25 protein-coding genes are annotated in these 26,315 nt (G+C 68.4%); 11 read left to right on the forward strand and 14 right to left on the reverse strand.

The window, feature by feature from the left end; translation table 11 throughout:
* Nucleotides 1-55: 55 nt before the first annotated feature.
* Entirely contained in the window at nucleotides 56-886 is an 831-nt protein-coding gene (locus CGU35_RS17190; RefSeq protein ID WP_100812670.1) for an HAD-IIA family hydrolase, read from the reverse strand.
* 112 nt (nucleotides 887-998) lie between these two features.
* Here CGU35_RS17190 and CGU35_RS17195 point away from each other — a divergent pair, with 112 nt between their 5' ends.
* Complete coding sequence (locus tag CGU35_RS17195; protein WP_100812671.1) at nucleotides 999-1,970, forward strand: SDR family NAD(P)-dependent oxidoreductase; 972 nt, start codon at nucleotides 999-1,001, stop codon at nucleotides 1,968-1,970.
* Here the strand turns inward: CGU35_RS17195 and CGU35_RS17200 are convergent.
* Together CGU35_RS17200 and CGU35_RS17205 are read right to left on the reverse strand one after the other, a co-directional pair.
* Entirely contained in the window at nucleotides 1,959-2,600 is a 642-nt protein-coding gene (locus CGU35_RS17200) for a metal-dependent transcriptional regulator (RefSeq protein WP_100812672.1), read from the reverse strand. The two genes, CGU35_RS17195 and CGU35_RS17200, sit on opposite strands and share 12 nt — an antisense overlap.
* 34 nt (nucleotides 2,601-2,634) lie before the next feature.
* Nucleotides 2,635-3,939 carry an Nramp family divalent metal transporter gene (locus CGU35_RS17205; RefSeq protein ID WP_100812853.1) on the reverse strand — a complete coding sequence of 435 codons (1,305 nt, stop codon included), beginning with the start codon at nucleotides 3,937-3,939 and terminating at the stop codon, nucleotides 2,635-2,637.
* A 209-nt stretch (nucleotides 3,940-4,148) separates the two neighbouring features.
* On the opposite strand from CGU35_RS17205, the gene CGU35_RS17210 reads away from it, so the two are divergent.
* A complete protein-coding gene (locus tag CGU35_RS17210; RefSeq protein ID WP_100812673.1) occupies nucleotides 4,149-4,817 on the forward strand; it encodes a TrmH family RNA methyltransferase in 669 nt (222 codons plus the stop codon).
* A gap of 88 nt (nucleotides 4,818-4,905) precedes the next feature.
* Here CGU35_RS17210 and CGU35_RS17215 read toward each other — a convergent pair whose 3' ends face one another.
* Nucleotides 4,906-6,258: an MATE family efflux transporter gene (locus CGU35_RS17215; protein ID WP_232711378.1), complete on the reverse strand. Its 1,353-nt coding sequence runs from the start codon at nucleotides 6,256-6,258 to the stop codon at nucleotides 4,906-4,908.
* Nucleotides 6,259-6,344: 86 nt separating this feature from the next.
* Between CGU35_RS17215 and CGU35_RS17220 the strand changes: the two genes are divergently transcribed.
* The gene (locus tag CGU35_RS17220) at nucleotides 6,345-8,306 is read left to right on the forward strand and encodes a M13 family metallopeptidase (RefSeq protein ID WP_100812674.1); all 1,962 of its coding nucleotides are present in this window, start codon (nucleotides 6,345-6,347) and stop codon (nucleotides 8,304-8,306) included.
* Nucleotides 8,307-8,372: 66 nt separating this feature from the next.
* Complete coding sequence (locus CGU35_RS17225) at nucleotides 8,373-9,290, forward strand: serine hydrolase (RefSeq protein WP_100812675.1); 918 nt, start codon at nucleotides 8,373-8,375, stop codon at nucleotides 9,288-9,290.
* Between the two features lie 54 nt (nucleotides 9,291-9,344).
* On the opposite strand, the gene CGU35_RS17230 is transcribed toward CGU35_RS17225, so the two are convergent.
* The 5 genes from CGU35_RS17230 to CGU35_RS17250 form a co-directional block, all read right to left on the reverse strand.
* Nucleotides 9,345-9,926: a PadR family transcriptional regulator gene (locus CGU35_RS17230; protein WP_100812676.1), complete on the reverse strand. Its 582-nt coding sequence runs from the start codon at nucleotides 9,924-9,926 to the stop codon at nucleotides 9,345-9,347.
* Between the two features lie 105 nt (nucleotides 9,927-10,031).
* Nucleotides 10,032-11,441 carry a vanillate/3-O-methylgallate O-demethylase gene (ligM, locus tag CGU35_RS17235; protein ID WP_100812677.1) on the reverse strand — a complete coding sequence of 470 codons (1,410 nt, stop codon included), beginning with the start codon at nucleotides 11,439-11,441 and terminating at the stop codon, nucleotides 10,032-10,034.
* A 45-nt stretch (nucleotides 11,442-11,486) separates the two neighbouring features.
* Nucleotides 11,487-12,359, reverse strand: a complete 873-nt coding sequence (gene purU, locus CGU35_RS17240) for a formyltetrahydrofolate deformylase (RefSeq protein WP_100812678.1) — start codon at nucleotides 12,357-12,359, stop codon at nucleotides 11,487-11,489.
* Between the two features lie 10 nt (nucleotides 12,360-12,369).
* The gene (locus tag CGU35_RS17245) at nucleotides 12,370-13,176 is read right to left on the reverse strand and encodes a methylenetetrahydrofolate reductase (protein WP_146048084.1); all 807 of its coding nucleotides are present in this window, start codon (nucleotides 13,174-13,176) and stop codon (nucleotides 12,370-12,372) included.
* A 196-nt stretch (nucleotides 13,177-13,372) separates the two neighbouring features.
* Complete coding sequence (locus CGU35_RS17250) at nucleotides 13,373-13,849, reverse strand: MarR family winged helix-turn-helix transcriptional regulator (protein WP_146048072.1); 477 nt, start codon at nucleotides 13,847-13,849, stop codon at nucleotides 13,373-13,375.
* A gap of 87 nt (nucleotides 13,850-13,936) precedes the next feature.
* Between CGU35_RS17250 and CGU35_RS17255 the strand changes: the two genes are divergently transcribed.
* The 5 genes from CGU35_RS17255 to CGU35_RS17275 all read left to right on the forward strand — a co-directional run bounded on the left by CGU35_RS17255 (nucleotide 13,937) and on the right by CGU35_RS17275 (nucleotide 19,103).
* Nucleotides 13,937-15,139 (forward strand): acyl-CoA dehydrogenase family protein, encoded by a 1,203-nt coding sequence (locus CGU35_RS17255; RefSeq protein WP_232711379.1) that lies wholly within the window; start codon nucleotides 13,937-13,939, stop codon nucleotides 15,137-15,139.
* Between the two features lie 112 nt (nucleotides 15,140-15,251).
* Nucleotides 15,252-15,710 (forward strand): MaoC family dehydratase, encoded by a 459-nt coding sequence (locus CGU35_RS17260; protein WP_100812681.1) that lies wholly within the window; start codon nucleotides 15,252-15,254, stop codon nucleotides 15,708-15,710.
* A complete protein-coding gene (locus CGU35_RS17265; protein ID WP_100812682.1) occupies nucleotides 15,707-16,621 on the forward strand; it encodes an SDR family NAD(P)-dependent oxidoreductase in 915 nt (304 codons plus the stop codon). The genes CGU35_RS17260 and CGU35_RS17265 overlap by 4 nt, the downstream gene beginning before the upstream one ends.
* Before the next feature lie 5 nt (nucleotides 16,622-16,626).
* Nucleotides 16,627-18,234, forward strand: coding sequence for an AMP-binding protein (locus tag CGU35_RS17270; RefSeq protein ID WP_157814043.1), 1,608 nt, complete (start codon nucleotides 16,627-16,629; stop codon nucleotides 18,232-18,234).
* On the forward strand, nucleotides 18,231-19,103 hold the full coding sequence (locus CGU35_RS17275) for an amidohydrolase family protein (RefSeq protein ID WP_100812684.1): 873 nt from the start codon (nucleotides 18,231-18,233) through the stop codon (nucleotides 19,101-19,103). The genes CGU35_RS17270 and CGU35_RS17275 overlap by 4 nt, the downstream gene beginning before the upstream one ends.
* 37 nt (nucleotides 19,104-19,140) lie before the next feature.
* On the opposite strand, the gene CGU35_RS17280 is transcribed toward CGU35_RS17275, so the two are convergent.
* The 5 genes from CGU35_RS17280 to CGU35_RS17300 all read right to left on the reverse strand — a co-directional run bounded on the left by CGU35_RS17280 (nucleotide 19,141) and on the right by CGU35_RS17300 (nucleotide 24,119).
* On the reverse strand, nucleotides 19,141-20,238 hold the full coding sequence (locus CGU35_RS17280) for an epoxide hydrolase family protein (protein WP_100812685.1): 1,098 nt from the start codon (nucleotides 20,236-20,238) through the stop codon (nucleotides 19,141-19,143).
* Nucleotide 20,239: 1 nt separating this feature from the next.
* Entirely contained in the window at nucleotides 20,240-21,250 is a 1,011-nt protein-coding gene (locus tag CGU35_RS17285; RefSeq protein ID WP_100812686.1) for an aldo/keto reductase family protein, read from the reverse strand.
* 56 nt (nucleotides 21,251-21,306) lie between these two features.
* Nucleotides 21,307-21,909: a MarR family winged helix-turn-helix transcriptional regulator gene (locus tag CGU35_RS17290; RefSeq protein ID WP_100812687.1), complete on the reverse strand. Its 603-nt coding sequence runs from the start codon at nucleotides 21,907-21,909 to the stop codon at nucleotides 21,307-21,309.
* Nucleotides 21,910-21,957: 48 nt separating this feature from the next.
* Nucleotides 21,958-22,503: a MarR family winged helix-turn-helix transcriptional regulator gene (locus CGU35_RS17295; protein ID WP_100812688.1), complete on the reverse strand. Its 546-nt coding sequence runs from the start codon at nucleotides 22,501-22,503 to the stop codon at nucleotides 21,958-21,960.
* A gap of 110 nt (nucleotides 22,504-22,613) precedes the next feature.
* Nucleotides 22,614-24,119: an aldehyde dehydrogenase family protein gene (locus tag CGU35_RS17300; RefSeq protein ID WP_232711380.1), complete on the reverse strand. Its 1,506-nt coding sequence runs from the start codon at nucleotides 24,117-24,119 to the stop codon at nucleotides 22,614-22,616.
* A 290-nt stretch (nucleotides 24,120-24,409) separates the two neighbouring features.
* Between CGU35_RS17300 and CGU35_RS17305 the strand changes: the two genes are divergently transcribed.
* Both CGU35_RS17305 and CGU35_RS17310 read left to right on the forward strand, forming a co-directional pair.
* Nucleotides 24,410-25,288 carry a transketolase gene (locus CGU35_RS17305; RefSeq protein ID WP_100812689.1) on the forward strand — a complete coding sequence of 293 codons (879 nt, stop codon included), beginning with the start codon at nucleotides 24,410-24,412 and terminating at the stop codon, nucleotides 25,286-25,288.
* Nucleotides 25,288-26,253: a transketolase family protein gene (locus tag CGU35_RS17310; RefSeq protein WP_100812690.1), complete on the forward strand. Its 966-nt coding sequence runs from the start codon at nucleotides 25,288-25,290 to the stop codon at nucleotides 26,251-26,253. The genes CGU35_RS17305 and CGU35_RS17310 overlap by 1 nt, the downstream gene beginning before the upstream one ends.
* Nucleotides 26,254-26,315: the final 62 nt, after the last annotated feature.

The following is a 26,315-nucleotide window of genomic DNA, read 5'->3' on the forward strand; positions in this document are numbered from 1 at the left end:
ACGATACCTCCGCGCTCAGACATCCGGAACGGGGGCCGCCCGCGCCGGGTAGGACTCAGATGACCTCGGGGAGCTCGGTCTCGGCGGGCTCCGCCGCGACGAGATCGGCGACCGAGTCGAGCACCTCGTCGGGCCGGAAGGGGTACCGCTCGATCTCGGCGGCGTCACTGATACCCGTGAGGACGAGCACCGTGTGCAGGCCCGCCTCGATGCCGGCCACGATGTCGGTGTCCATGCGGTCGCCGATCATGCCCGTCGTCTCGGAGTGCGCCCCGATGCGGTTGAGGGCGGAGCGGAACATCATCGGGTTCGGCTTGCCGACGACGTACGGTTCCTTGCCCGTCGCCTTGGTGATGAGGGCGGCGAACGCGCCCGTCGCGGGGACGACTCCCGAGGGCGTCGGGCCGGTGGCATCCGGGTTCGTCACGATGAACCGCGCGCCCGCGTTGATGAAGCGGATGGCCTTGGTGATGGCTTCGAACGAGTACTGCCGCGTCTCGCCGACGACGACGTAGTCGGGCTGCGACTCGGTGATGATGTAGCCGGCCTCGTGCAGAGCGGTCGTCAGTCCCGCCTCTCCGATCACGAACGCGGTGCCGTCGGGCAGCTGGGACGCGAGAAAGTCTGCGGTGGCGAGGGCCGAGGTCCAGATGCGGTCCTCGGGCACGTCCAACCCCGAGGCGCGCAGACGGGCGCTGAGATCGCGCGGCGTGAAGATCGGGTTGTTGGTCAGCACGAGAAACGGCGTGCCCTGGTTGCGCCACTGCTCGAGCAGCTCGGCCGCGCCCGGGACGGGACGGTTCTCGTGCACGAGCACGCCGTCCATGTCGGTCAGCCAGCACTCGATATCGGACCTCGTGCGAGTGAGGATGCGGTCTGCGGCCATGCCGCCAGCCTAGGCCGTGAGACCGGACGGATGCTCGGCGAATGCGCATCGCGCGCGGCGCGTCGTCACCCCGGCGCTGGGTGCGCGGCGGCGCGCGTCGTACTGTCGAAACATGAGCGCCCCACGCGACCAGTGGAACCCGACATCCCTCCCCTCGCAGGCGGGGCGCGTGTTTCTCGTGACCGGATCGAACGCGGGGCTCGGGTACTTCGCGAGCGAACAACTCGCCCGCGCCGGGGCGCACGTCGTCATGTCCGGACGAAACCCGAATCGCCTCGCCGCGGCTCGCGCGGCGATCGGCAGACGGGTACCGGATGCCTCGGTCGAGACGTTGTTGCTCGACACCAGCAATCTGGGTTCGGTGCGTGCTGCCGCGGCGTCCGTCGGCGGTCGTGATCGCCTCGACGGCGTCTTGCTGAACGCCGGAATCGTGCACCCGCCCCGCACGCGCGAGGTGACGGGGGACGGCAACGAGCTCGTGCTCGCGACGAACGTGCTCGGCCACTTCGCGCTCGCCGGGGCATTGCTGCCCGTGCTCGAGCGCGCCGACACCCCCGCCCGGATGGTGTGGCTCGGCAGCCTGTCGACGGCGATGGGCTCCTACGACCCCGTCGATCCGCAACTCGAAGAGAACTACTCGCCGTGGCGTGCCTATGTGCAGTCGAAGGTCATCGTGCAGGCGCTCGGCTTCGAGGCCGACCGACGGCTGCGCTCCCGGGGCTTCGCCGTGCGCAGCCTGGTCGCGCACCCGGGCTATTCGGTCAGCGGCCGGACCCCCGGCATCCGAGGCGTCAACGAACCGACCCGCGGGTCGCGCTTCGTCGACAACCTGCAGGCCGCGGTGACGCAGTCGAAGGAGCGCGGGGCTTGGGCGCCGCTGCGTGCGCTCCTCGATCCGGATGCCGAGGGCGGGACGTTCTGGGGGCCGAAGGGCGGGCTGAAGGGCATTCCCCGCGTCGCGCGACCGGCCGCTCTCACATCCGACCCCGAGCGGGGGGCGCGGTTGTGGGCCTTCTGCGAAGAGGTCACCGCGGTGCAGTGGCCCTCGTATCGCAAGGCGCCGCGCAGGCGGTCAGGCCGATAGCCACACGGCCAGAGCGGCACCCTCGGGAAGAGGGATCGGGCCGTCGCGACCGTCGAGGACCGCGCGCGACACGACCCGGACGGTCGCCCCGACCTCGATGCCCTGTTGCTCGAGACGGCGCAGCAGGGGAGCATCCCGATCGCTGACCCGCAAGACGCGGCCCTCGTGGCCCGGCGCCGCGTGGGCGAGCAGCACGAAGTCGACGCGCTCGACGCGGCCCTCGGCGTCGGGGATCGCATCGCCGTGCGGATCGAATCGCGGGCGTCCCAGTCGCTCGTCGATCTTGTCGAGCAGGCGGTCGCTGATCGTGTGCTCGAGCACCTCCGCCTCGTCGTGGACCTCGTCCCAGCCGTACCCGAACTCGCGCACGAGCCAGGTCTCGATCAGACGATGGCGACGGATGATCCCGCTTGCGCGCGCGCGGCCCGCATCCGTCAGCGTCACCGGACCGTAGGGTCGGTGGGTGACGAGACCCTGAGCCGCGAGTTTCTGGACCATCTCGGTGACGCTCGAGGGGGCGAGGCCGAGTTCGCCCGCGAGCTGCGACGGGGTGATCTGGCGATCCTGCCACTCGGTGTGGTGGTAGATCGCCTTGAGGTAGTCGTCGACCACGGCGCTCGGGGGTGCCATTGCCTCAGGCTATCGTCCGGCGATCACGACGACGTCAGGCGCCGGTGAAGACGAGGAACAGCAGCACCGCGTTGAGCGTCACCAGGAACACGCTTGCGATGACACCGCCGATCGTCGTGATCGGCCGGTTGCGGAACTCGCCGAGGGTGCGCTGCTGGGCGGTCAGCACCACGAGGGGGATGAGGGCGAACGGGATGCCGAACGACAGCACGACCTGGCTGAGGACCAGCGCGAACGTCGGATCGAACCCTGCGCCGAGGATCAGCAGGGCCGGGATGAGTGTCACCAATCGGCGAACGAGGAGCGGAACGCGCACACGCAGCAGCCCGCTCATGATCTCGGCGCCCGCATAGGCGCCGACCGACGTCGACGCGAGGCCCGAGGCGAGCAGGCCGACCGCGAACAGGGTTGCGACGAGGGGGCCGAGCCCGTCCCGAAGCGCCGCGTAGGCGCCTTCCAGGCTGTCGGTGCCCGGCACTCCGGCGAGGTTCGCCGCGGCGAGCAGGAGGATGCAGAGATTGACCGTGCCCGCGATGATCATGGCGATCGAGACATCCCACCGCGTCGCCCGCAGCAGACGCGCCGTGCCGACTCCGCGCAGGGTCGCGAGTTCGTCGCCCGCGTGGCGGGTCAGGGCGGGGACGGGGCCGCCCTCGCCGGTCGCGCGCGGCGGGGCGAAGCGGTCGCGCGAGAGCGCGGAGTGGGCGTAGATCGCGTGGGGCATGATCGTGGCGCCGAGGATGGATGCCGCCAGCAGCACCGAACCCGCATCCTCGAATCGGGGCACCAGGCCGCCGACGATCCCGGCGGGGTCCGGAGGCCCGACGAACACGCCCGCGGTGAAGCCGACCGCGATGATGACCATGAGCGCGATGACGGCGTTCTCGAACGGGCGCGCGCCGCGCTTGGACTGCACGAGCAGGAGGCCGATCGAGACGACTCCCGTGATGACACCGCCCCAGATCAGGGGGATGCCGAAGAGCAGATTGAGCGCGACCGCGCCGCCGATCACCTCGGCGACATCGGTGGCCATCGCCACGAGCTCGGCTTGCAGCCAGTACGCGCGACGTGCCCATCGGTTGCGCAGGCGCCGACCGAGCACTTCGGGCAGGCTCTCGCCCGTCACGATGCCGAGCTTGGCGGAGAGGTACTGGATCAGCCACGCCATGACATTGCCGATCACGACGACCCACACGAGGAGGTAGCCGTACTGGGCGCCCGCGGTCATGTTGCTCGCGACGTTGCCGGGATCGAGGTAGGCGACCCCCGCGACCAGCGCGGGGCCGATCAGCCACGCGACCTTGGGCGTGCTGAGGGGGCGGTCAACCTCATGCGTCATCGTCGAATCTTTCGGCATACCGAAACACTAGCCATATTTCGGGCACCCGAAAAGAGCGAGTTGCCTCGAGTCTGCCGCTTCGCGTCGAGTCCGCCCCCTGTTTGCGGTGAGCAACCGGCGTTCTCGACGTGAAAGGGCTGACTCGGCGCTCCATCGCCCGCGGCGACTGTGGCGGCGGACGCGACAGTCGCCCCGGATACGCTGGCCCCGTGACCGACGAACGCGCGCCCGAGACGCAGCCCGGACCCGGCGCCGAGCCCGAGGGCGCGGTCGGGGTCGGGCCCTGGCCGGGCGGACCGGATGCCTGGCCGGACGATCCGCACTTCGATCCCGTCTTGCTCGCCGAGGGCGACCGGCGAAACGTCGTCGATTCGTACCGGTACTGGTCGATGGACGCGATCATCGCGGACCTGGACGAGCGGAGGCATCCGTTCCATGTCGCGATCGAGAACTGGCAGCACGACATGAACATCGGATCGATCGTCCGCACCGCCAATGCGTTCCTCGCGGAGGCCGTGCACATCATCGGCCGCCGGCGCTGGAACCGGCGCGGCGCGATGGTGACCGATCGCTACCAGCACGTCATCCATCACGAGGACGTCGCGGCCTTCGCCGCCTGGGCGGCCGAGCGCGAGTTGCCGATCGTCGCGATCGACAACGTCGAGGGATCGGTGCCGCTCGATCGTTCGGACCTGCCCGAGCGGTGCGTCCTGATCTTCGGGCAGGAGGGCCCGGGGCTCTCGCCCGAGGCGCTCGCCGCGGCATCCTCCGTCGTCGAGATCACCCAGTACGGCTCCACCCGTTCACTCAACGCGAGTGCCGCGGCCGCCGTCGTGATGTACGACTGGGCCCGTCGCTACGCCCCCTCCCCCTCCTGACCCCCGCCCCGGGCGCGAGACTTCACCTGTGTCACGTTTCTGAGCCCAAAAGGTGACAGAGGTGAAGTCTCGCGCGGGGGTGTGCAGGCTAGTGGGCTCCGATGCGCTGCCAGGCTGTGCCGCGCACGCGCCAGCCGAGAGTGAGCAGGCGCGCGCACAGGTACACGCCGAAGAAGGATGCGGCGAGCCACGCGAGCCCGCCCGCGCCCGAGACCCCGGTCACCGAGACGATGACCAGCGCGGGCAAGAAGACGACGAGGTTCACAACGCCCGCGAGGGCGAGATACGCGGCGTCGCCCGCGCCGATGAGCACGCCGTCGAGCACGAACACGACACCGGCGACGGGTTGCGCGGCCGCGAGCACGAGCAACGCCGGGAGGATGAGCGCGGCGAGAGCGGGCGATCCCGTGAACACCAGTCCGATGGCACCCGAGAACACCGCGATCACCGCGCCGACGATCACGCCGAACCACACGCCCCACGCCACCGTCCGGCCGAGGACCCGCCGCACCCCGGCCGCATCGCCCGCGCCCAGGCCTTTGCCGACCAGCGCCTGTGCGGCGATCGCGAGTGCATCGAGGGCGAAGGCGGCTGCCGAGAAGATCGTGAACACGACCTGGTATCCGGCGAGTTCTTCCGGCCCCATCGCCGTCGCGACGACCACGGTCGACAGCAGCGCGACCCGCAGGCTCGCGGTGCGCAGGAAGAGCCACCCACCGGAGCGCGCCGAACCGCCGATACCCTCGCGCTGCGGCCGGAGGCGCGCCGAGTGTCGCGATGCGAGCCGCCCGATCACGACGACATAGGCGCCGACCATGGCCCACTGAGCGATCACGGTGCCGATCGCCGATCCCGCGATTCCCCAGCCGAGCCCGTAGATCAGGAGGACGTTCAGGCCGGCGTTGGCGGCGAACCCGACCCCGGCGATCCACAGGGGCGTCACGGTGTCCTGCATCCCGCGCAGCAGTCCCGTCGCGGCGAACACGATCAGCATCGCCGGTAGCCCGCCCATCGACAGGCCCAGGTAGATGCGCGCCTGTTCGGCAACCTCGGGTGTCGGTCCGAATACGCTGACCAGCGCCGGAGTCGTGAGCCACCCACCGAGCGCGAGCACCGCGCCCACGCCGAGCGCGAGCCACATGCCGTCGATTCCCACGGACACCGCGCGGGACGGGTCGCCCGAGCCGAAACGCCGGGCCACGGCGGGTGTCGTCGAGTATGCGAGGAAGATCATCAGGCCGACGATGGTCTGCAGGACGGCCGAAGCGATGCCGAGGCCCGCGAGGGGATCGACACCCAGGTGGCCGACGAGGGCCGCGTCCACGATCAGGAAAGCCGGTTCGGCGACGAGCGCGCCGAGCGCGGGAACGGCCAGCCGCAGGATGTCCCGGTTCAGCCCAGCGGCGGCGGCGCGTTCGGGAGCGCGCTCGGAATCGGTCACCCCCCGAGCCTAAGAGGACTACCCCGATACGGCGCGCCCGGTCAAGGGGGACGTCGCGGGTGTCGTCGCGGCCTATTCTGGGTGCTATGGACGACGCGCTCCGGTCCGGTCTCGCGCTCGATGATTTGAGCTCCGAGATCCGCCCCCAGGACGACCTTTTCCGCCACGTCAACGGCGGGTGGCTCGAGAGAACCGAGATCCCCGAAGACAAGGCGCGCTGGGGGTCGTTCCACGCCCTGGCCGAACAGGCCGAAGAGCACGTCCGCGAGATCATCGAGCAGTCGCAGCTCGCCGAACCGGGCACCGAGACCCGCAAGATCGGTGACCTCTTCACGAGCTTCATGGACACGGAACGGATCGCCGAGCTGGGCACGAGCCCGATCGCGCCGCAGCTCGAACGGGTCGCGGCGATCGAGGACCTGGCCGGTCTGCTCACGGTCATCGGCGACCTCGAGCGCGAGGGCGTCGGCGGCCTGCTGGGCCTGTATGTCGAGCCCGATCCGGGTTCACCGGACCGATACGTCCCCTTCTTGCTGCAGGGCGGCATCACACTGCCCGACGAGAGCTACTACCGACTTCCGAACTTCGACGAACTCCGCGTCGCGTACCGCGCACACATCGAGCGGATGCTGGAGCTCGCGGGTGTCGCCGAAGTCTCGGCCACGGCGGACCGCATCTTCGCTCTCGAGACCGAGCTCGCGACGCACCACTGGGACAACGTCAGGAGCCGCGACGCGGTCGCAACCTACAACCTGATGACCTGGGACGACTTCGCGGCGCTCGCCGGGGTCGATCTCGCGCCCTGGCTCGCCGCCGTCGCGCCGGGTCGCGAAGAGGCCTTCGCCGAGGTCGTCGTCTCGCAGCCGAGCTTCGTCGAGGGGCTCGGCCCACTGCTCACGGAGGAGCGGATCGAGGACTGGCGCGCCTGGCTGACCTTCAAGGTGATCCACGCCGCCGCCGCGTTCCTCTCCGAGGAGTTCGTCGCCGAGAACTTCGCGTTCTTCGGAACGCACATGACGGGTGTTCCCGTGAACCGCGAGCGCTGGAAGCGCGGCGTGAGCCTGACGCAGGCCGCGCTCGGCGAGGCGATCGGCAAGGTCTATGTCGAGCGGCACTTCCCGCCCGCGGCCAAGGAGGCGATGGACGAACTCGTCGCCAACCTCATCGAGGCCTACCGTCAGAGCATCACGAGCCTTCCGTGGATGAGCCCCGAGACGCGCGAGCGCGCCCTCGAGAAGCTCGACAAGTTCACGCCCAAGATCGGCTACCCCGACGTCTGGCGCGACTACGACGCGCTCGAGATCGACGCATCCGATCTGGTCGGAAACGTGCGCCGCGCTCACGTCGCCGAGCACGACCGTCAGCTCGCCAAGGTCGGCGGCCCGATCGACCGCGACGAGTGGCACATGACACCGCAAACCGTCAACGCGTACTACAACCCGCTGATGAACGAGATCGTCTTCCCCGCTGCCATCCTGCAGTACCCGTTCTTCGACGCCGAGCGCGATGCCGCCGCGAACTACGGTGGCATCGGGGCCGTCATCGGGCACGAGATCGGTCACGGATTCGACGATCAGGGCAGCCGGTTCGACGGCGACGGCCGTCTGCACGACTGGTGGACGGATGCCGACCGCGCCGCGTTCGAGGAGCGCACCTCGAGCCTGATCGCCCAGTACGACGAGCTCTCGCCCGTCGGGCTGCCCGAGCACCACGTGAACGGCGCACTCACGATCGGCGAGAACATCGGCGACCTCGGGGGGCTCGGGATCGCCCTGAAGGCGTACGCGCTCTCACTCGCCGGCGAAGAGCCGCCGGTCATCGACGGCTACACCGGAACCCAGCGGCTGCTGCTGTCGTGGGCGCAGGTCTGGCAGCAGAAGGGACGGGATGCCGAAACCATCCGTCTGCTGACGATCGACCCGCACTCGCCCAACGAGTTCCGCTGCAACCAGATCGTCCGGAACATCGACGCTTTCTACGACGCCTTCGAGGTGACCGCGGACGACGCCCTCTGGCTCGATCCGGCGGAACGTGTCACCATCTGGTGACACCCCTGACGTACGGTTCGCCGCTACGCCCTCTGCCCCTATCCCGCATCGGAAGGACGCTCGCTCGTGGGTACGCCCCCTGAGCCACTTCGGGACGCAACGTCCCGTCCTGGGTCGCGCCGCGGCGGGCACCGCACGAAACGTCGACCTGCTGCGGGACGCCGCTCGTTCGCGTCGTCCCTGAAGTCCCTGGATGCGCTGGCCGCCTCGGGGGCGCGGGTCTCGGTGCACGTGGCCGACCTCGACACCGGCAAGGTCGTGCTCGCGGGCGACGACTTCCTGACGAGCCCGATCGGCGGCCTCGGCATCCTGCCCCTCCTGATCGAGGTCGCGGCCCGATTCGACGACGGATCCCTCGATCCGCTCGAGATCGTCGAGCGCGCGCGCATCGAACAGGTCGAGGGTGCGGGCGTCTGGCGGCATCTGCGGGCGCCCGCTCTGCCGCTCTGCGATCTCGCCGTCCTCGCGTCCGCCACCGGCGACTCGCTCGCGGTGAACCTGCTGCTCGATCGCGTCGGCATCGAGAGCGTGCACGCGCGGATCGATGCGCTCGGGCTCGAACGCGTTGCGCTGCTCGATCGTCTGCGCGATCGACGCGGTCCGGATCACGCGCCCCATTTCGCGCTCGGTTCGGCCCGTGAGCTGGCCGGGCTCTTCTCCGCCATGGTCAACACGAGCCTGGTCAACGCCGCCGTGAGCGCGCAGGTCTCGGAATGGCTGAGCCTGAACGAGGACCTCAGCCTGGTCGCATCCGCCACCGGTCTCGATCCGTTCGCGCACGAGGACGACCACGGGCTGTTGTTCGTGAACAAGACGGGACGGGATGCCGGGGTGCGCGCCGAGGCGGGTGCGCTGGCCGGTCCGCGCGCGGGTGTCGCCTATGCGCTGATCGTCTGCTTCGATGACCTGTCGATCGCGCATCGCCTGCGTGCGCACGACGCGTTCCGCACCCTCGGGGTAGACCTCATGGAGTACGTGTACTGACGCCCGCGGGTGTCTCGGTGGGACGGGCGAGCGGACGAGAGCGGAACGGATGCCTCAGGACTCGAGCGCGTCCACCAACTCGAGCCCGCGGCGGGCCCATTCGATCTCGCCACGAGCGCGCTCGACGAGTCCCTCGTACGCGAAGCGCTTGTAGGCGACCGTGCGATCCTGCTGCTCGGGAGGAGTGACGGCGAGGCGGCGCATCAGCATGGGGTTGTCGCGCGCGTCGATGCGGCGCAGCTCCCCCTCCCACTGTTCGAGCTCGCTCTCCCATTGCGCGATGTGCGCACGCAAGAACGCGCGAGCTTCATCGGGTGCCGCGACCTCGAGATACGCGGCGCGCAGATGAGCGGGATCCCGGACGCGCTGGTAGTCGAGCGGCGCGGCCATCCACGCGACGAACGCCGCGTCGCCGGCGGGGGTCACGTGGTAGAGGCGACGGGTGCCGCGCTCGCCCCGCAGCTGATCCTCGCCCTCGACGAGTCCCTCGGCCTCCATCTTGCGCAGCTCGGGGTAGATCTGGGAGTCGGGGGCGTGCCAGACGTGGCCCACCGAGAGCGAGAACTGCTTCTGCAGGTCGTACCCCGATTGCGGGCCCACGCGCAGGAGGGCGAGCAGTGCGTAACGCAGGCTCATCTGTCCTCCTCTTCGACGGTCACCCGAGGTTAGCAATCCCCCGGAGCGGGAATGGTGCGAGGGGGCCCGAGCTCTGGCCCGGACCCCCTCGGGTCGATCAGCTACTCAGTTGGAGTAGCCCGTACGCCAGCCGCCCTGGTACGTCGCGCGGGCGACGGTGGAGTAGGGGATCGGGCTGACGACCGCGCGGACCTCGGTCTGCTCGTGCGGCTCGACGGAGGCCTTCTTGGTGCCACCGTTCGGCTCGCCCCAGACGACCTTGAGCTCGGTGCCCTCGGGAACCGACGGGTCGATCGTCGCGAGCGAGAGGCCGCGACGCTCGTTCGAGGAGTAGCCGGTGAACATCGAGTATCCGACGACCGTGCCATCGGCGTCCACGACCGAGTCGTAGTTGGCCGAACCGTAGTTGGCCAGCGGCAGGTCGAAGAACTTGTAGTTCGGGCCGTCGACGTTCAGCAGCGACGTCCAGACCTTGCCGAGGTCCTCGGCGTCCCACGCCAGCGTGACCTTCTTGCGCTGCGAGGCGGGGTCCATCTTCTCGAGCGCGTCGCGACCGATGAAGTCGTGGTCGAACTTCACGAACGAGCCGTAGCCGAGCTCCCACGGCGTGAGGTAGTAGTCCTCGATGTTGTCCGACACGAACGAACCGGCCAGTGTTCCGGTCGCCTCGTAGCTGTCGGCGGGCAGCCAGTTGCGGTAGGCCTGCTCCTCGGCGCCGGTGTAGATGGCGGGGAGGGGCGAGGGGATCCAGCCCGACTCGAGCGTGTTCGAGGGGTAGGCGCGCGATCCGACGGGAAGCAGACCGAATTCCTGGCCGGCCTCGACGATCAGGTCGCGGATCTGGTGGTGCTCGGCGTACGGGCCCCAGATCTCGAGTCCGGGTGCGCCGGCCATGCCGTGGCGCAGCGTGCGCACGTTCATGTTGCCGATCTTCATCTCGGACATGTTGAAGAAGCCGAGCTTCTCGAGCGGTCCGCCGTTGAGCTTCTCGATGACGGCCCAGGCGTTCGGGCCCTGGATCTGGAAGCGGTAGTACTTGCGCGAGACGGCGTCACCGTAGGGGCGCGAGGGCGAACGGCGATCGACGACGACCTCGAGGTTCTGGTATCCACCGGTCTCGCCGTGGAACATCAGCCAGTTCGACGCGGGAGCGCGGCCGACGTAGACGTACTCGTCCTCGGCCTCGCGGAAGAGGATGCCGTCACCGATGACGTGGCCGGAGGCCGTGGTCGGGACGTACTGCTTGGCCTTGTTGACCGCGAAGTTCGCGACCGAGTTGATCGCGGTGTCCGAGATCAGCTTGATGGCATCGGATCCCTTGAGGAACACGTTGTCCATGTGGTGCGACTGGTCGTACAGGACGGCCGTGTCGCGCCAGGCCTTCTGCTCCTTGATCCAGTTCTGGAAGTCGGCCGGAACGACCGGGTAGATGTACGAGCCGATCTGCGAGTTGCGCAGGAGTTCGACGGGGCTTCCTGCCGCGTCGATGACTTCCTGCAGATTCTTGGGTGCCACGTTGGACCTCTCTCTAGGGAATGCGAGCGGATGCCCGCGGGTGGGTTAGAAAACGATGGTGTGGTTGCCGTGTCGGATGACGCGGTCGTCGGCGTGCCATTCGACGGCGCGTGACAGCACCGCGCGTTCGACGTACGCACCGCGGGCCTGCAGGTCCGCGGCCGTGTGGACGTGGGTGACGCGCGCGACGTCCTGCTCGATGATCGGGCCCTCGTCGAGGTCCTTCGTCACGTAGTGGCTCGTCGCGCCGATGAGCTTCACGCCGCGTTCTTTGGCCTTCTTGTACGGGCCGGCCCCGATGAACGCGGGCAGGAACGAGTGGTGGATGTTGATCACGGGGACGCCGACGTCGGTGATGAAGTCGTCCGACAGGATCTGCATGTATCGCGCGAGCACCACGAAGTCGACGTTGCCGTCGAGCAGTCGCACGATCTCGGCCTCGGCCTCGGACTTGTCCGGCCCCTGTGAGGGGACGTGGAAGAACGGGATGCCGAAGGAGCGGACGTCGTCCGCGGTGTTGGTGTGGTTGGAGATCACCATCGGGATGGTGACGTTCAGCTCGCCCCGGCGGTGACGCCAGAGCAGTTCGAGCAGGCAGTGGTCGGACGTGGAGGCCAGGATCGCCATCCGCTTGGGAATCGAGCGGTCGGTGAGCTTCCACTCGAGCCCGAGCGGGGTGATCGTCTTCTCCAGGTCGGCCTCGAGGTCGTCGAACGCGGCCGACAGGTTCGGGCGATGGAACACGACGCGCTGGAAGAACGCGCCCCCGTATGCGTCGTCGGAGTACTGATCCAGCGCGATGATGTTGCCCTTGTTGCGGGTGATCAGGGCCGAGACGGCCGAAACGATGCCCGGCTGATCCGGGCCGTGGACGATCAGACAAGCCTGATCGATCCGGGATGCGATGTGCACGCTCACAGCGGGACTCCTAGCTCATTCCGTCGACGTACTGGTGTGCCCAGTCTGCCGTGGCCTTGAGCCCACCGAAGGTGTAGAAGTGCAGCTTCACCTCACCCGAGGCGGGGTCGGCAGCGAGCAGCGCCGACAAGTCCGTGACGAACGTGTCGGGACCGGCCGTGCCCATGAGGTTCGTGAGCGAGAAGCCATACTTCTTCACGATCATCGCGTTGGCGCCGACGCCGAAGCGACGCGCGAAGTTGATCAGGCGCTTGATGCCGGCGGGGCCGGGCGTGCCGATGCGGATCGTGGATTCGATGCCGCGCCCGCGCACACCGTTCACCCACGAGATCACCGGGTCGGTGTCGAACGCGAACTGCGTGAGGATCGTCGCGTCGAGTCCCTGCTCCTTGAGCGCGGCCGACTTGTCCTCGAGGTGACGCCAGAGGATGTCCGTCGCGATGTCGGGGTGGCCCTCGGGGTACCCGGCGATCGACACCTCTTTCACGCCGTACTTCTGCAGCAGACCGGTCTGGATGACCGACAGCGAGTCGGGGTAGGGGCCCTCGGGCTCGGCGGGGTCGCCACCAACGGCGAAGACGCTGTCGGTCGCGCCGACCTCCTGCAGGCGCCCGAGGAACTCCTCGAGCTGGTCCTGCGACTTCAGGCGGCGAGCCGAGATGTGCGGGACCGGGATGAATCCCATGTCGCGGACGGCCTTCGACGCGGTGACGCGCATGTCGAGGTCCTCGTTGCCGAGGAACGTGACGTTGATCTTGGTGCCAGCGGGGATCGAGTCCTTCGCCTCGGTCAGACCCGGGACATCCTTGCCCGTCATCTCGAGGGAGTAGTTGCTGACCAATTCCAAAGCTGCGGCCTTATTGACCGGCTGAGTAGAACGTGACACTGATCGAGGTCCTTTCCGCTCTCAGTACGCCGCGCGTCTTCGCGCCGCCTGACAAGGACGTTACCTATGAACATAGGGAATGTCCAGAGGGAAATACGAGATCGCCTGTCCGTGCCGTCGGCGATGTTCAATCCGTGGGGCGCGGTCGTCCGCTCGGCCGCGGACCGGCGGAATCCAGGGAATGCCGTGCGCTGCGCAGATACCGCGCGAAGTTCTCGCGGGACTCCGCGTCGAGCTCGGCAACGATCAGGTCTTCCACGGCACGGATGCGCGGCGCGATCTCGGCCAGGCGTTCGACGCCGAGAGGGGTGAGGTGCAGCAGCATCCGCCTGCCGTGCGCCGGATCCTGTTCCCGACGGACGAGACCCTCCGCGAGCAGGGGTTCGATGGTCGCGGCCATCGTCTGGGCGCGCACCAGAGACCGGCGTGCGAGCTCCGAACTGGTCAGGCCCGGACGCCGTTCGAGGACGGAGAGCGCCGTGTACTGCGCCGGCGTGAGGTTCGCCTGCTTGCACACGGCGAGGAAATGCGGGCGCAGTGCCATCTCGACCTGCTTGATGACGTAGGTGAAGTTCGACGTCTGCATCGGGCCTCCGATCGGCACGACTGTAGCTTACGGGCGGGCACTCGCCGGGTGGTGGTGCGGGTCGCGGCTCTCGATGAATTACAGGTTTCCTGATACGGTGCCCTCGTGCTGAAGACGACGGAGTCCCAGGATCCAGCGGTGCTCGACTATCCCGGCGATCTGCTCGGGTTCGCCGATGCCCTGACCGACGTGGAGCGAGCCAAGCTGGCGCTCCTGCGCGAGCACCTGAACACCCGGGTGCGCCCGCTCCTGATCCCGGCCTGGGAGGCCGGGGAGTGCCCAGCCGAGATCCGCGGGCCCCTCGCCGCGCTGCGACTGGAGGACGACCCGGCCCTGCTGGGCGACGACGGCAGGCCGAGCGCGCTCTATCAGGGCTTCAAGACCGTGGAACTGTCACGGCTCGACCTCGGCGTCTCGATCATCTACGGCGGACAGGTGGGGATGTTCCGCACGCTCGTTCTCGAGGGCGGCAGTCCCGAGCAGATAGCCGCCTGGGACGACGACATCCTCGCGTTTCGCAAGACGGGGTGCTTCGCCCTGACGGAACCGGAGCACGGCTCCGACATCGCGGGCGGGCTGTCTACGACAGCGCGCCGTGCCGGGGACGGCTGGGTGATCGAGGGCCGGAAGCGGTGGATCGGCAACGCGACCATCTCGGACGAGTTGTGCGTCGTTGCGCGCGAGCAGGATGGCGATCGGGTCCTCGCCTTCCTCGTTCCGGCGACGGCCCCGGGCGTGACGCTCTCCGTCATCGAGGGCAAAGCCGCTCTGCGTCACGTGCACAACGCCGAGATCGTCCTGGACGAGGTCTACGTCCCGGACGAGGCGCGGCTGCCGCGGATCGAGTCCTTTCACGACATCAATCGAGCGTTCCGGACGCTGCGTCCGGTGATCGCATGGAACTCGGTCGGGATGCAGCTGGGCGCGTATGACGCGGCCCTTCGGTACGCGAAGGAGCGCATCCAGTTCGGCGGTCCGATCGCGGGCTACCAGCTCATCCAGGAGAAGCTCGTCCAGATCGTCGCCAACATCGCGCAGACTCTCGCGCTGGCCGTGCGAACGGCGACGCATCCCGTGACGGATGACGTGGCCCCGAGCATGATCAAGCTCGTGGCCGCCGATCGGCTGCGCGAGTCCGTCGCGCTCGCGCGCGAGATCGTGGGCGGTGACGGGCTGTTGCTGAAGAACGACGTGGTGCGGTTCTTCGTGGATGCCGAGGCGATGTACACGTTCGAGGGAACGCGCGAGATGAACGTCCTCATCGTGGGCAGAGCGATCACGGGGATCAGCGCGTTCACTCGCGGCTGATGCCCACCCCGGCCCCGAGACGCCCCACGCCTCAACTTTCAGGTAACCTGACAAACGACCGTCGGTAGCCGAATCTCGCATCGACGACCAGGACTCGACGAGGAGTACACGAATGACCAGCGGACTGTCCGTCGCGATCGGCGACCTTCCCTCGATCCAGGGGAGTACCTTCGGGCCCTCCGACTGGCTCGAGATCACCCAGGAACAGGTGAACGACTACGCGCGCTTGAGCGGCGACATGAACCCCATCCACATCGATCCGGAGTTCGCGGCGTCGACGCCGTACGGCGGGACGATCGTGCACGGCCTGTTCACCCTGAGCCTGGTCGTTCCGCTCATGGCCGGCATCTTCGAGGTCACCGACGTGGGCATGGGCATCAACTACGGGTCGAACAAGCTCCGCTTCCCGGCCCCCGTTCCCGTCGGATCGCGTGTCCGTCTGCGCGGTGTCGTGTCATCCGTCACCGAGGTGCCGGGCGGCTTCCAGGTCGAGGTGCCCGTGACGGTCGAGGTCGAGGGCGGCGAGAAGCCCGTCCTCGCGACCGAGCTCGTCCTGAGGTTCTACCGATGAGCGCGGCCGAACGGGTACGGCTGGATGGCAAGGCGGCGATCGTCACCGGCGCTGGCCGGAGTCTCGGCAAGGCGTACGCGATCGCGCTGGCCGACGCCGGTGCCGCGGTCGTCGTCAACGACGTCGACGACGTCACGGCACGCGAAACGGTCGCCGAGATCCGCGCGGCCGGTGGCCGGGCGATTGCGGTCGTCGGTCCGGTCGGCCCGACCGAGACGGCCGAGTCGCTCGTCGCCGCGGCCGTGCACGAGTTCGGACGCCTCGACATCCTCGTCGCCAACGCGGGCGTGTTGCGTGATCGGGTGCTCTGGAAGATGTCGGATGACGACTTCGACCTGGTGGCCGAGACCCACCTGCGCGGCTCCTTCACCTGTGCGCGTGCCGCCGCGATCGAGATGCGCCAGCGGGGGGAAGGTGGCCGGATCATCCTGGTCGGCTCGCCCGCCGGGCAGTACGGGAGCTTCGGGCAGACGAACTACGCGGCTGTCAAGGCGGGTCTGGTCGCCATGGCACGCACGCTCTCGCTCGAGCTGGCGCGCGCAGAGATCACGGCGAACGCCATCATCCCGACCGCACTCTCGCCGATGACCGCGACGATCCCCGCGTACACGCAGGTCTACGAGGACTATGTGGCGGGCAGGGGCATTCCGACCGAGTACCGGCGCGACCACGCGCTCGGGACGGCCGAGGACGTCGCGGCGCTCGTCGTCTGGCTCGCCTCGGCCGACGCGGCGGACGTGACCGGGCAGGCGATCGGCATCGGCGGGGATCGCCTCACGATGTACTCCCACCCGCAGGTGCTGCGCACGCTCGATCAGGATGGCGGCTGGAGGCCCGAACAGATCGGCCGGGCTTGGCGAGACGAACTCCACGGCCTGGCGCAGCGCTCCGGCCCGGGCGCGGGAGAGTAGCGATCGTGGAGGGGCACTACTCCGACCTCTGGCAGGCGATCGCGAGCGCAGACCCGGACCGTCTCGCGCTCAAGACCGTCGACGGCGAGACATGGACATACGGGCGGTTCGCGCGCGAGGCCGGGTCGCTGGCTGCGTGGCTCGAGCGCTCCGGGGTGCGCCCCGGTGACACCGTCGCGATGCTGCTGCACAACCGCGCCGAGTTCCTCATCACGTTCTTCGCGTGTCTGGCCGCCGGCATCACACCCGTGCCGCTGAACTTCCGGCTGCGCCCCGCCGAGGTCGCGGCGCTCCTGGATGATTCCGGCTCGTCGGTGCTGATTCATCCCGCGTCGCTGGCCGACGTGGCCACCGAGGCCGCGCAGCTCGCCGACGTCGACGTCACGCTCGTGAGCGTCGATGAGGGCGAGGGGATCGCGGCGGGCGCGATCTCGTGGGCCGAGACGGTCGCCGGTGATGAGCCGCTTCCGCCGCATGCCCCCGCGGACGGCGAACTGTGGATCTACACCGGTGGCACGACCGGACGTCCGAAGGCCGTGCGGTGGAGCGCGCCGAGCTTCTTCGAGGTGCAGTTGTTCGCCGCGTACACCCTGTCGGGTCGGCCGCAGCCCGAGACGATGGACGACGCGATCCGGATCTCGGTGGATTCCACCTACCCCCCGATGATCAATCTGCCGCTCGCGCCGTTCATGCACGGCACCGCGCTGACCACCTCGATGAACACGCTCGCCGTCGGTGGCACGGTGCTGATCTCCTCGCGCGCGCGCCTCGACGCCGAGGCGGCGGTACGTTTCGCCAACGCGGAGGGGGCCACGCGGCTCATCGTGGCCGGCGACGCGATCGGCATGCCGATCGCGGACGCCGCGCGCGCTCTCGGGGTCGGGCTTCCCACGGTCGCCTCGATCATGAGCTCGGGCATGCGCTTCAGCGCCGAGACGAAGAAGGCCCTGCACGAGCTCGGCGACATGGAGATCATCGACCTGCTCGCATCGACCGAGGGCGGCGGATTCGCGGTCACCTCGACGAAGGGCGTCGCCGACCTGCCGGGCCGCGCGCAGCTCTTCCCGACGGCCGTGGTGTTCGACGAGAACTTCCGGCAGGTTCAGGACATCCCGGGCTCGCGCGGCATCCTCGCACAGCGCGGAGCGCTCCCCCTGGGGTATCACCGTGACCTCGAGAAGACACGCGCCACGTTCCCCGAGATCGAGGGGGAACGCTACGTGATCCCGGGTGACTGGGTGATCGTGCAGGACGACCGTCACATCGAGTTCATCGGGCGCGGCAGCGGCGTGATCAACACCGGCGGCGAGAAGGTCTACCCGCTGGAGGTCGAGGAGGCGCTGCTCACCCACCCCGCGATCACCGATGCGGCCGTGCTCGGGGTGCCCGACCCGCGCTTCGGTGAGGTCGTCGCGGCCGTCGTGGTCCGCTCCGGCGACGTCACGGCCGACGAGCTCGCGGCCCACGTGGGGGGCATCGTCGCCGGGTACAAGAAGCCGCGGCACGTCATGTTCCGCGAATCGCTGGATCGCACGCCGACCGGCAAGATCGACGTAGGGCGACTGCGCGGGGAAGTGATCGCCGACCGCGGCGCATCGGGAGGGACGACATGAGCCTCGAGGACATTCTCGGGATCGACACGCACGTGCACATCCAGATCGACGATCACGGACATCACGGGGCCTCGCGCGAGCAGCGCGAGGCGATGGACCGCTACTTCGGCAGCTCCGAACCGACGCGCACGCTCGACGAGACCGCGGCGTACTACCGCGAGCGGGGACTCATGGCCGTCGTCTTCACGGTCGATGCGACGACCAATACCGGGCACCGTCCGAACAGCATCGACGACATCGTGGCGGGTGCCCAGCGGCACCCCGACACGCTCATCGCGTTCGGGTCGGTCGATCCGTTGCAGGGAGAAGCGGCCGTCGACGAGTTGCGACGGCAGGCGGACGAACTCGGCGCTCGGGGGTTCAAGTTCCACCCCACCGTCCAGGGCTTCGACCCGTCCGACCCCGCTTACGCCCCGCTCTTCGCCGAGATCGAGCAGCGTGGCCTGCCGATCGTCGTCCACACCGGACAGACGGGGGTGGGCGCGGGAATGCCCGGTGGGCTCGGCTACCGGCTGGGCCTGTCGAACCCGATGCTTCTCGACGAGGTCGCCGCGCGGCACCGCGACCTGCAGATCATCATGGCGCATCCGTCCGTGCCGTGGCAGGACGAGGCGATCTCGATCGCCACGCACAAGTCGAACGTGTGGATCGACCTGTCGGGCTGGTCCCCGAAGTACTTCAGCCCGAATCTCGTGCGCGCGACCCGGACCTACCTGAAGCACAAGATGCTCTTCGGATCGGACTTCCCGGCTCTCACCCCGGACCGCTGGCTCAAGGATTTCGCCGCACTGGAGCTCGGCGAAGAGGTCGAGCGGCTCGTGCTCAAAGACAACGCGGTGCGCCTGCTCGGCCTGGACGACGCGGTCTGAGGTCCGCGCCGCCCGGGTCCGCCTCGGGCCGGTCGCTCTAGAGGGCGTCGGTGAAGGTCTGCAGGTCGCGGGCGAAAAGCTCGGGCTGCTCCCACGGGCCGAAGAGCCCCCCGTGGGGTTGCAGCGCAAAGTGCTTCACGTCGAAGAAGAGCTCGGCGTACGGGCGCGTCGCGACCACGGTGTCGTGCGGAAAGACGGTGAACCCGGTCGGTTGCGTCGCGCGGGACGACGGCGGCAGCAGGTGGTCGCCGGCATCGCGGTAGTACCGGATGGCGGAGGCCGCTGTGCCGGTGAACCAGTACAGCGAGATGTCGTCGAGCACGTCGTGCATCGTCAGTCCGCCGCCGGGCGCGTCGTTGTCGGCCCAGCCGTGCAGCTTCTCGAACACCCACGAGGCCAGCGCCAGGGGCGAGTCGCCGAGGGCGAACCCGATCGTCTGGGGCTTCGTGCGGTGCTCGGCCGCGTAGGCTCCCTCGGTCGCAAACCACGTCGCACCGGTTTCGGCGTACGCCCGCACGGCCTCGCCGTGCGCTGCGGGATCGATCGTGTATCGGCGCCACGCCGGAACGTCGCCGAGGTGCAGCGCGTCGACCCGATCGGGCCGCAGAGCGCCGAGCGCTTCCACGATGGCGCTGCCGTGATCGCTCCCGTGCGCGACGTAGCGGTCGAACCCGAACGCCGCCATGACCTCGTCGAACGCGCCGGCCACGGTGACCGGGCCCCAGCCCGGCCGCGCCGGCCGATCCGAGAAACCGTATCCGGGCAGGCTCGGGATGACGATGTCGAACCGGTCGGCCAGCAGCGGCAGTGCCTTCTCGAAGCGCAGGAAGCCATCCGGCCAGCCGTGCACGAGCATGAGCGGCTGGGCGCCGGGCGTTCCCGCGCGCACGACGTGGATGCGCGTGCCGCCGGCTTCCACGAGATACTGTTCCCGCTCGTTGAACCGGCGCTCGGTGGTGCGCCAGTCGTAGGCGTTCGCCCATTCGTCGATGAGTGCGCGGAGCGCGGTCGGTGGGGTGCCCCACGACCAGTCGTCGGTCGCGGAGTCGGCCCAGCGTGCCCGCGCGAGCCGAGCGTGCAGGTCGTCGATGTCCTCGTCGGGAACGGCGACGGTGAAGGGGGTGATCGAGCCCATGTCAGTCCTTCCAGCGCGTGCGCGGCGAGGATTTCTCGGTCAGGGCGGGATCGTCCACGACCGCGCCGGCGAGGGCGGCATCGATCGCGGCCATCGTGTCGGCATCGAGTCGGACGCCCGCGGCCTTGACGTTGTCCTTCAGCTGTTGCGGCCGAGACGCACCCACGAGCGCCGCGGCGACGTTGTCGTTCTGCAGGACCCACGCGATCGCGAGCTGAGCCATCGTCAGCCCCGCTTGCTCCGCGATGGGCCGCAGCCGCTGCACCGCCGCCAACACGTCGTCCTCGAGGAAGCGTTTGATGAAGTACCCACCGGTCGCGTCGGTCGCCCGGCTTCCGTCCGGGACGGGCTGACCCGGCAGGTACTTGCCGGTGAGGACGCCCATCGCGACGGGAGACCAGACGATCTGCGAGATGCCCAGTTCACGACTCGTGGGAACGACGACGCCCTCGATGACGCGATAGAGCATCGAGTACTGGGGCTGGTTGGAGACCAGCTGGATCTTGAGTTCTTTCGCCAGGGCCTGACCGGCGCGCAGCTCGTCCGCGGTCCACTCCGAGACGCCGATGTAGAGCGCCTTGCCCTGGCGGACGATGTCGGCGAAGGCCTGCATCGTCTCTTCCAGCGGTGTCTCGTAGTCGTAGCGGTGCGCCTGGTACAGGTCGACGTAGTCGGTTCCGAGGCGCCGCAGCGATCCGTGGATGCCGTCCATGATGTGCTTGCGGCTCAGTCCCGAGTCGTTGGCCCCGAAGACCCCGATCGGGAAGTAGACCTTGGTGAAGATCTCGAGAGACTCGCGGCGCTGGCCTTTCAGGGCATCCGCGAGAACGACCTCGGCGGCGGTGTTCGCATAGACGTCCGCGGTGTCGAAGGAGGTGATGCCGACGTCGAGCGCTGCACGTACGGTTTCGATGGCGGCGTCGTTCTCGACCTGCGAGCCGTGCGTGATCCAGTTCCCGTAGGTGATCTCCGAGACCTTGAACCCGCTGTTACCCAGGAACCTGTATTCCACGTCCGGTCACTCCCTCGTGATTCCGCAATTCAGTTTAACTGTCAACTCTCGCCATGTTAGTGGCTCGTGCGCGACTCTGTATTCGGCCCGTGGCTCGGTGCGTGGCTCGGTGCCTGAGTCGGCCCCGAGGCGAGCAGCGCGCGCTCGTATTCTTGGAGGTCGGCGGCCGACTCGAGCATCTTCGAGAGCAGGCGGTTGAGCTCGACGACCTCGTCGTCGGACAGGCGATGCTGCAGGATCTCGGTGCGTCGCAGCGCGATCGGCATGAGTTGGTCGTGCAGCGCAGCGCCCACGGTGGTCAGGAACAGATGGCGCGAGGTGCGACGTCCGTCCGCCTGCCCCACATGGCCGCTCGCGACAAGTGCCCCGACACTCTTCGAGGCGATCGATTTGTTGATGCCGAGAATCTCGCACAGGTCCCGCGCCGTCGCGCCCGGGTGGTTGCCCAGGGCGCTGAGGACGCGCCACTCGTTGGCTCCGACGTCATGCAGCGCGTTGAACACGCGCGAACCGCCCCACACGAGCACATTGTTGAGCAGGCCCAGGAGCGCGGGGGAGTAAGAGTCGCGGTCGATCGTGCGGGCGAGTGGTTCGGTCACGAGCCCCTGTGCTGTCGCCTGCGCGAGCACCGCGTCGGAGAGGGGGAGGTGAGTGGCCATCGCGGGCAGTCTAGCCAGGTGCCGAATGCGGACTGGCGGACCGTGGGCTCACGAGTCCGTGCTTCGGTCGACGACCGCCTCGCTTTCGAGCGTCATGAGCTCGCGGGTCTCCTGCAGCATTGCCAGGAGCAGGTCATTCAGGCGGGTGATGTCGTCGGGGGCGAGGTGCGACAGCATGATCTCTTGACCGCGCAGCGAGATCGGCATCATGAGCTCGTGCATCTCGGCGCCGGCGCGCGTGAGGAACATCGGTCGCGAACCGCGGGGGCCGTCGAGCAGCACGACGAGCCGACGTTCGGTGAGTACGCTGACGCTCTTCGACACGACGGCTTTGTTCATCGCCGCGAAGTCCGCGATCTCGGTCGCCGACATCCCGGGGCGCAGCCCGAGCGACGAGATGACGCGCCAGTCGTTCGTGCCGAGCCCGAACCGCCGACGCAGTTCGTGCGATTCCCGCCAGACGAGCGCGTTGGACAGGAGCGCCAACAATCGCGGCGTGAAGTGATCGGGGTCGATCGAGTTCGGGAGGGGCTCGGTGACGATATCGGGATGGCGCTGGCGCCCGACACCGTCCACCGGGGGGATGTTCGTCATCGAAGTCCTTCTCTGTCGCATGCCGAGTGGCCACGAGCCCGCCATCGAGGATCGGTATGGCGCGGCGCCCGGCTCCGTATGGAGCCGGGCGCCGCGCCGAGCGGGGTCGCTCAGTGTGCCATCGCGGCGAGTGCCTCGGGGTCGATGACTCCGATAGAGCGGGTGTCCTGGAACGCCCGGATGCCTTCGATGCCCTGTTCGCGGCCCATGCCCGACTGCTTCATGCCACCGAACGGTGCACGCAGGTCGAGGCGGGTGGCGCCGTGGTCGTTGACCCAGACGTAGCCGCACACGAGCTGGCTGCCGATGCGGGTGGCCGTCTCGGGGTCGGCGGTCCAGACGCTGCCGCACAGTCCGCCCCAGGTGTCGTTCGCGGCTCGGACGGCCTCTTCTTCCGTGTCGAACGGCAGGATCGGGATGACCGGACCGAACTGCTCCTGCGTGACGACGCGGAGCGACGGGTCGGGGTCGACGACGATCGCGGGGCGCAGGAAGTTGCCGCCCGCGAGGTCTCCGCCGGGGAGCTCGCCGAACTCGAGCACCGTCGCGCCGGAGTCCTTCGCCTCTTCGATGATCTCGGCGACGAATGCCTTCTGCACGGGGGAGTGCAGGGGCCCCATCGTGGTGCCCTCATCGAGCCCGTAGCCGATGACGGCCTTCTCGAGCCGTGCCGACAGCCCGTCGACGACCTCCTGCATCCGGGACCGATGCACATAGACGCGCTTGGCGTTCATGCAGATCTGGCCGGTCGAGTCGAAGATCGCCGCGTACAGGCGGTCGAGGTGGACGTCATCGATGATGGCGTCCTCGGTGAAGATCGCCGCGTCGTTCCCACCCAGCTCCAGCGTGACGCGGGTGAGGGACTTGGCCGCCATCTCCATGATCCGCTTCCCGCCGTTGACCGACCCGGTGAAGCACACCTTCGCGATGTCCGGGTTCTGGATCAGCGCACCCATGTTCTCGTCGCGTCCGGTGACGACGTTCAGCACACCGGCCGGCAGCTTCTCGGCCACCCGCTGGACGACGCGCGTCGTCGCGAGGGGCGCCGAGGGCGGCGGCTTCACGATGACGGTGTTACCCGCGAGCAGCGCGTGGGGCAGGGATGCCGCGAGGATCGCGATCGGCCAGTTGAACGGCACGATGATCGTGACGACGCCGAGCGACTGGTAGGACACCTCGGTGTTGACCGGGATGCCGGGCATGACGGGAAGCGTCTTCCCGGTGTCGACCTCGTCGGCGATCATGAGCGCCAGGTTCCAGCGGATCTCGAAGACCAGGGCGTCCACCCAGGCCTCCATGCGGATCTTGCCGTTCTCCTGCGACAGGATGGCCGCATCCGTGTCGCGCTCGTCGGCGATTCCGGCGATCGCTTCCGCCATCTGGCGCGCCCGCTCGGCCGTCGACAGGGCCGACCAGGCCGGATAGGCCGCCTTTGCCGCGGCTACCGCGTCGGCGACGTCATCGGCCGAAGCGGAGGCCGCCTCACCCACGATCACGCCTGCCTTAGCCGGGTCGACGACAGAAATCGTCTCCGCCGTCTGCCGTTCCTCGCCGCCGATGAACAGTCCCGTACGAACCGGGGCCTCAGTACTCAACGTGTCGGACAAGCCGACCACCCACCTCTCTGTGTGTCTGCCGAACTGCGTGTCTGTCGAATCGTGCGTGTCTGTCGAACCGCATCGAAGTTGCCTTTACCAGCGCCATGATGGCACGGGATTCGGGTGTCGGTCTCGGGTTCTGACAAGTCCTCACCGACTTCCTGAAGTTTACCTGCATTCTTGTTTACCTGTAAAGGAGATCGTGCTAGCGTCTCCTTTCGTCGGCCCCCGAGGGTCGGTTGAGAAGGTCGAAGCACTGCAGCGATGCAGCGCAATCGGCGCCCATGTCATCAACGAGGAGGCAGAGGATGGTTCGCGAGAGCCTTGTCCCGGTAGGCGAGCGCCCCGACGTCGCACAGCTGGAAGATCTGGCGTTCGAACTGCGTCAGAAGCTGCTGCACCTGTGCGGAACGTACGAGGGTGCGGTGCACATCGGAGGCGACCTGTCGTCGGCGGACATCTTCACCGCGCTGTTCGAGTACGGCCTGACGGTCGACCCGACCGACATCGCCAACCCCTCCCGCGACCGTTTCGTGCTCAGCAAGGGGCACGCGGCCGTGGCGATGTACATCGCGATGGCGATCCGCGGCTTCTTCTCCTACGACGGGATCGTCCAGACCTACGGTCAGCTCGACAGCGCGTACGGCATGCACCCCTGCAAGGTGCAGCTTCCCGGCGTGGAGGCGTCCACGGGCTCGCTCGGTCACGGACTGCCGCTCGCGGTCGGCATGGCCCTGAGCGCCCGCGGTCGCGGCGAGACCCACCGCGTCGTCACCCTGATGGGCGATGGCGAGACAGGTGAGGGCTCCGTCTGGGAGGCCGCGCTCGTGGCCAGCTCGAACAAGCTCGGCAACCTGGTCGCCTTCATCGATCGCAATCGTCAGTTGATGACGAGCTTCGACGAGGAGCGCGTGAACCTCGAGCCCTACCCCGACAAGTGGGCGGCCTTCGGGTGGAACGTCGTGCACATCGACGGCCACGACATGGGGGCGCTGGTCGGTGCGATCGACGGCCTCCCGGCACCCGACAGCGACAAGCCCACCGTCGTCATCTGCGAAACGGTCAAGGGCAAGGGCGTCGACTTCATGGAACACAATCTGGCCTGGCACGCGGGTTCGCTCGGAGCCGCCGACCTCGAACGCGCGATGGAGGCTCTCGAGGCCTCTCGAGAGAAGGAGTCCGTCTGATGCCCATCACCTTCACTTTCGGTGAGTTCCTCGGGGCCCGCTCGGTCATCGGCACGACGCTCGCCGAGCTGGGCGACGAGTACCCGAACCTCTGGGTCCTCACTCCCGACATCGGCGCGACGCTGGTGGAGTTCCGCGACAAGTTCCCCGAGCGCTTCCTCGACGTGGGTCTTGCGGAGCAGGCGTGCGTGGGAGTCGCGGCCGGTCTGGCTTACGACGGCAACATCCCCGTCGTGTCGGGAATGCTCCCGTTCCTCTCCATGCGCGCGCTCGAGCAGATCCGCACCGACGTCTGCTACCCGAACCTCCCCGTCAAGATCATCGGCACCCACGGAGGGCTCGTCGGCAACGGCGGCTCCACCCACTACGCGGTCGAAGACCTCACCCTGATGGGTGCGCTCACGAACATGACCGTGACGTCGATCGGTGACCCGCTGATGGTCGGCGAGGTCCTGCGTCAGTCCATGTCGATGACGGGCTCGCTGTACATCCGCCTGGCCGTCGGCAAGAAGGACAAGGTCCTCTACGAACCCGGCACCCACGACATCCGCATCGGCAAGGGGATCATCGCGCGCGAAGGCACCGACGCGACGATCTTCACCCACGGCACGACCGTCGCCCAGGCGCTCGACGCGGCCGACGAGCTCGCGAAGGATGGCCGGTCCATCCGCGTCATCGACATGTGGACGCTGAAGCCGATCGACCAGGAGCTCATCATCCGCTCCGCCGCCGAGACGGACGGCCGGTTCGTGGTCCTCGAGGATCACCTGGCGTACGGTGGGCTGGCCACCCGGATCGCCGACGTGGTCACCGACAACGGCGTGCACCTGAAGGCGTTCGAGCGTCTCGGGATCCCGCAGGTCTACGCCGGCTTCGGCGAGGACGAGCAGCTGCGCGACAAGCACGGTTACGGCCTCGAAGCCACGATCGCCGCGATCCGTCGGGTCATCGCCGCGCAGCCCTGATCGTGAGGGTCGGCAGTCGCCGACTCGCGAGAGCACTGCCCGTACCGTAACCCACCGCTTGC

The organism is Microbacterium sp. BR1 (assembly GCF_002812725.1).
In the GTDB taxonomy this organism is placed as follows: Bacteria; Actinomycetota; Actinomycetes; order Actinomycetales; family Microbacteriaceae; genus Microbacterium.

What these genes read in the sequence shown, in the direction of transcription:
- CGU35_RS17245 (WP_146048084.1), bottom strand. Translation starts at nt 13,176, where the DNA reads ATGACGGGCAAGGATGTCCCGGGTCTGACCGAGGCGAAGGACTCGATC.
- CGU35_RS17230 (WP_100812676.1), bottom strand. Translation starts at nt 9,926, where the DNA reads ATGAGCCTGCGTTACGCACTGCTCGCCCTCCTGCGCGTGGGCCCGCAA.
- CGU35_RS17305 (WP_100812689.1), top strand. Translation starts at nt 24,410, where the DNA reads ATGGTTCGCGAGAGCCTTGTCCCGGTAGGCGAGCGCCCCGACGTCGCA.
- CGU35_RS17310 (WP_100812690.1), top strand. Translation starts at nt 25,288, where the DNA reads ATGCCCATCACCTTCACTTTCGGTGAGTTCCTCGGGGCCCGCTCGGTC.
- CGU35_RS17275 (WP_100812684.1), top strand. Translation starts at nt 18,231, where the DNA reads ATGAGCCTCGAGGACATTCTCGGGATCGACACGCACGTGCACATCCAG.
- CGU35_RS17205 (WP_100812853.1), bottom strand. Translation starts at nt 3,939, where the DNA reads ATGACGCATGAGGTTGACCGCCCCCTCAGCACGCCCAAGGTCGCGTGG.
- CGU35_RS17265 (WP_100812682.1), top strand. Translation starts at nt 15,707, where the DNA reads ATGAGCGCGGCCGAACGGGTACGGCTGGATGGCAAGGCGGCGATCGTC.
- CGU35_RS17190 (WP_100812670.1), bottom strand. Translation starts at nt 886, where the DNA reads ATGGCCGCAGACCGCATCCTCACTCGCACGAGGTCCGATATCGAGTGC.
- CGU35_RS17280 (WP_100812685.1), bottom strand. Translation starts at nt 20,238, where the DNA reads ATGGGCTCGATCACCCCCTTCACCGTCGCCGTTCCCGACGAGGACATC.
- CGU35_RS17220 (WP_100812674.1), top strand. Translation starts at nt 6,345, where the DNA reads ATGGACGACGCGCTCCGGTCCGGTCTCGCGCTCGATGATTTGAGCTCC.
- CGU35_RS17260 (WP_100812681.1), top strand. Translation starts at nt 15,252, where the DNA reads ATGACCAGCGGACTGTCCGTCGCGATCGGCGACCTTCCCTCGATCCAG.
- CGU35_RS17200 (WP_100812672.1), bottom strand. Translation starts at nt 2,600, where the DNA reads ATGGCACCCCCGAGCGCCGTGGTCGACGACTACCTCAAGGCGATCTAC.
- CGU35_RS17195 (WP_100812671.1), top strand. Translation starts at nt 999, where the DNA reads ATGAGCGCCCCACGCGACCAGTGGAACCCGACATCCCTCCCCTCGCAG.
- CGU35_RS17295 (WP_100812688.1), bottom strand. Translation starts at nt 22,503, where the DNA reads ATGACGAACATCCCCCCGGTGGACGGTGTCGGGCGCCAGCGCCATCCC.
- CGU35_RS17290 (WP_100812687.1), bottom strand. Translation starts at nt 21,909, where the DNA reads ATGGCCACTCACCTCCCCCTCTCCGACGCGGTGCTCGCGCAGGCGACA.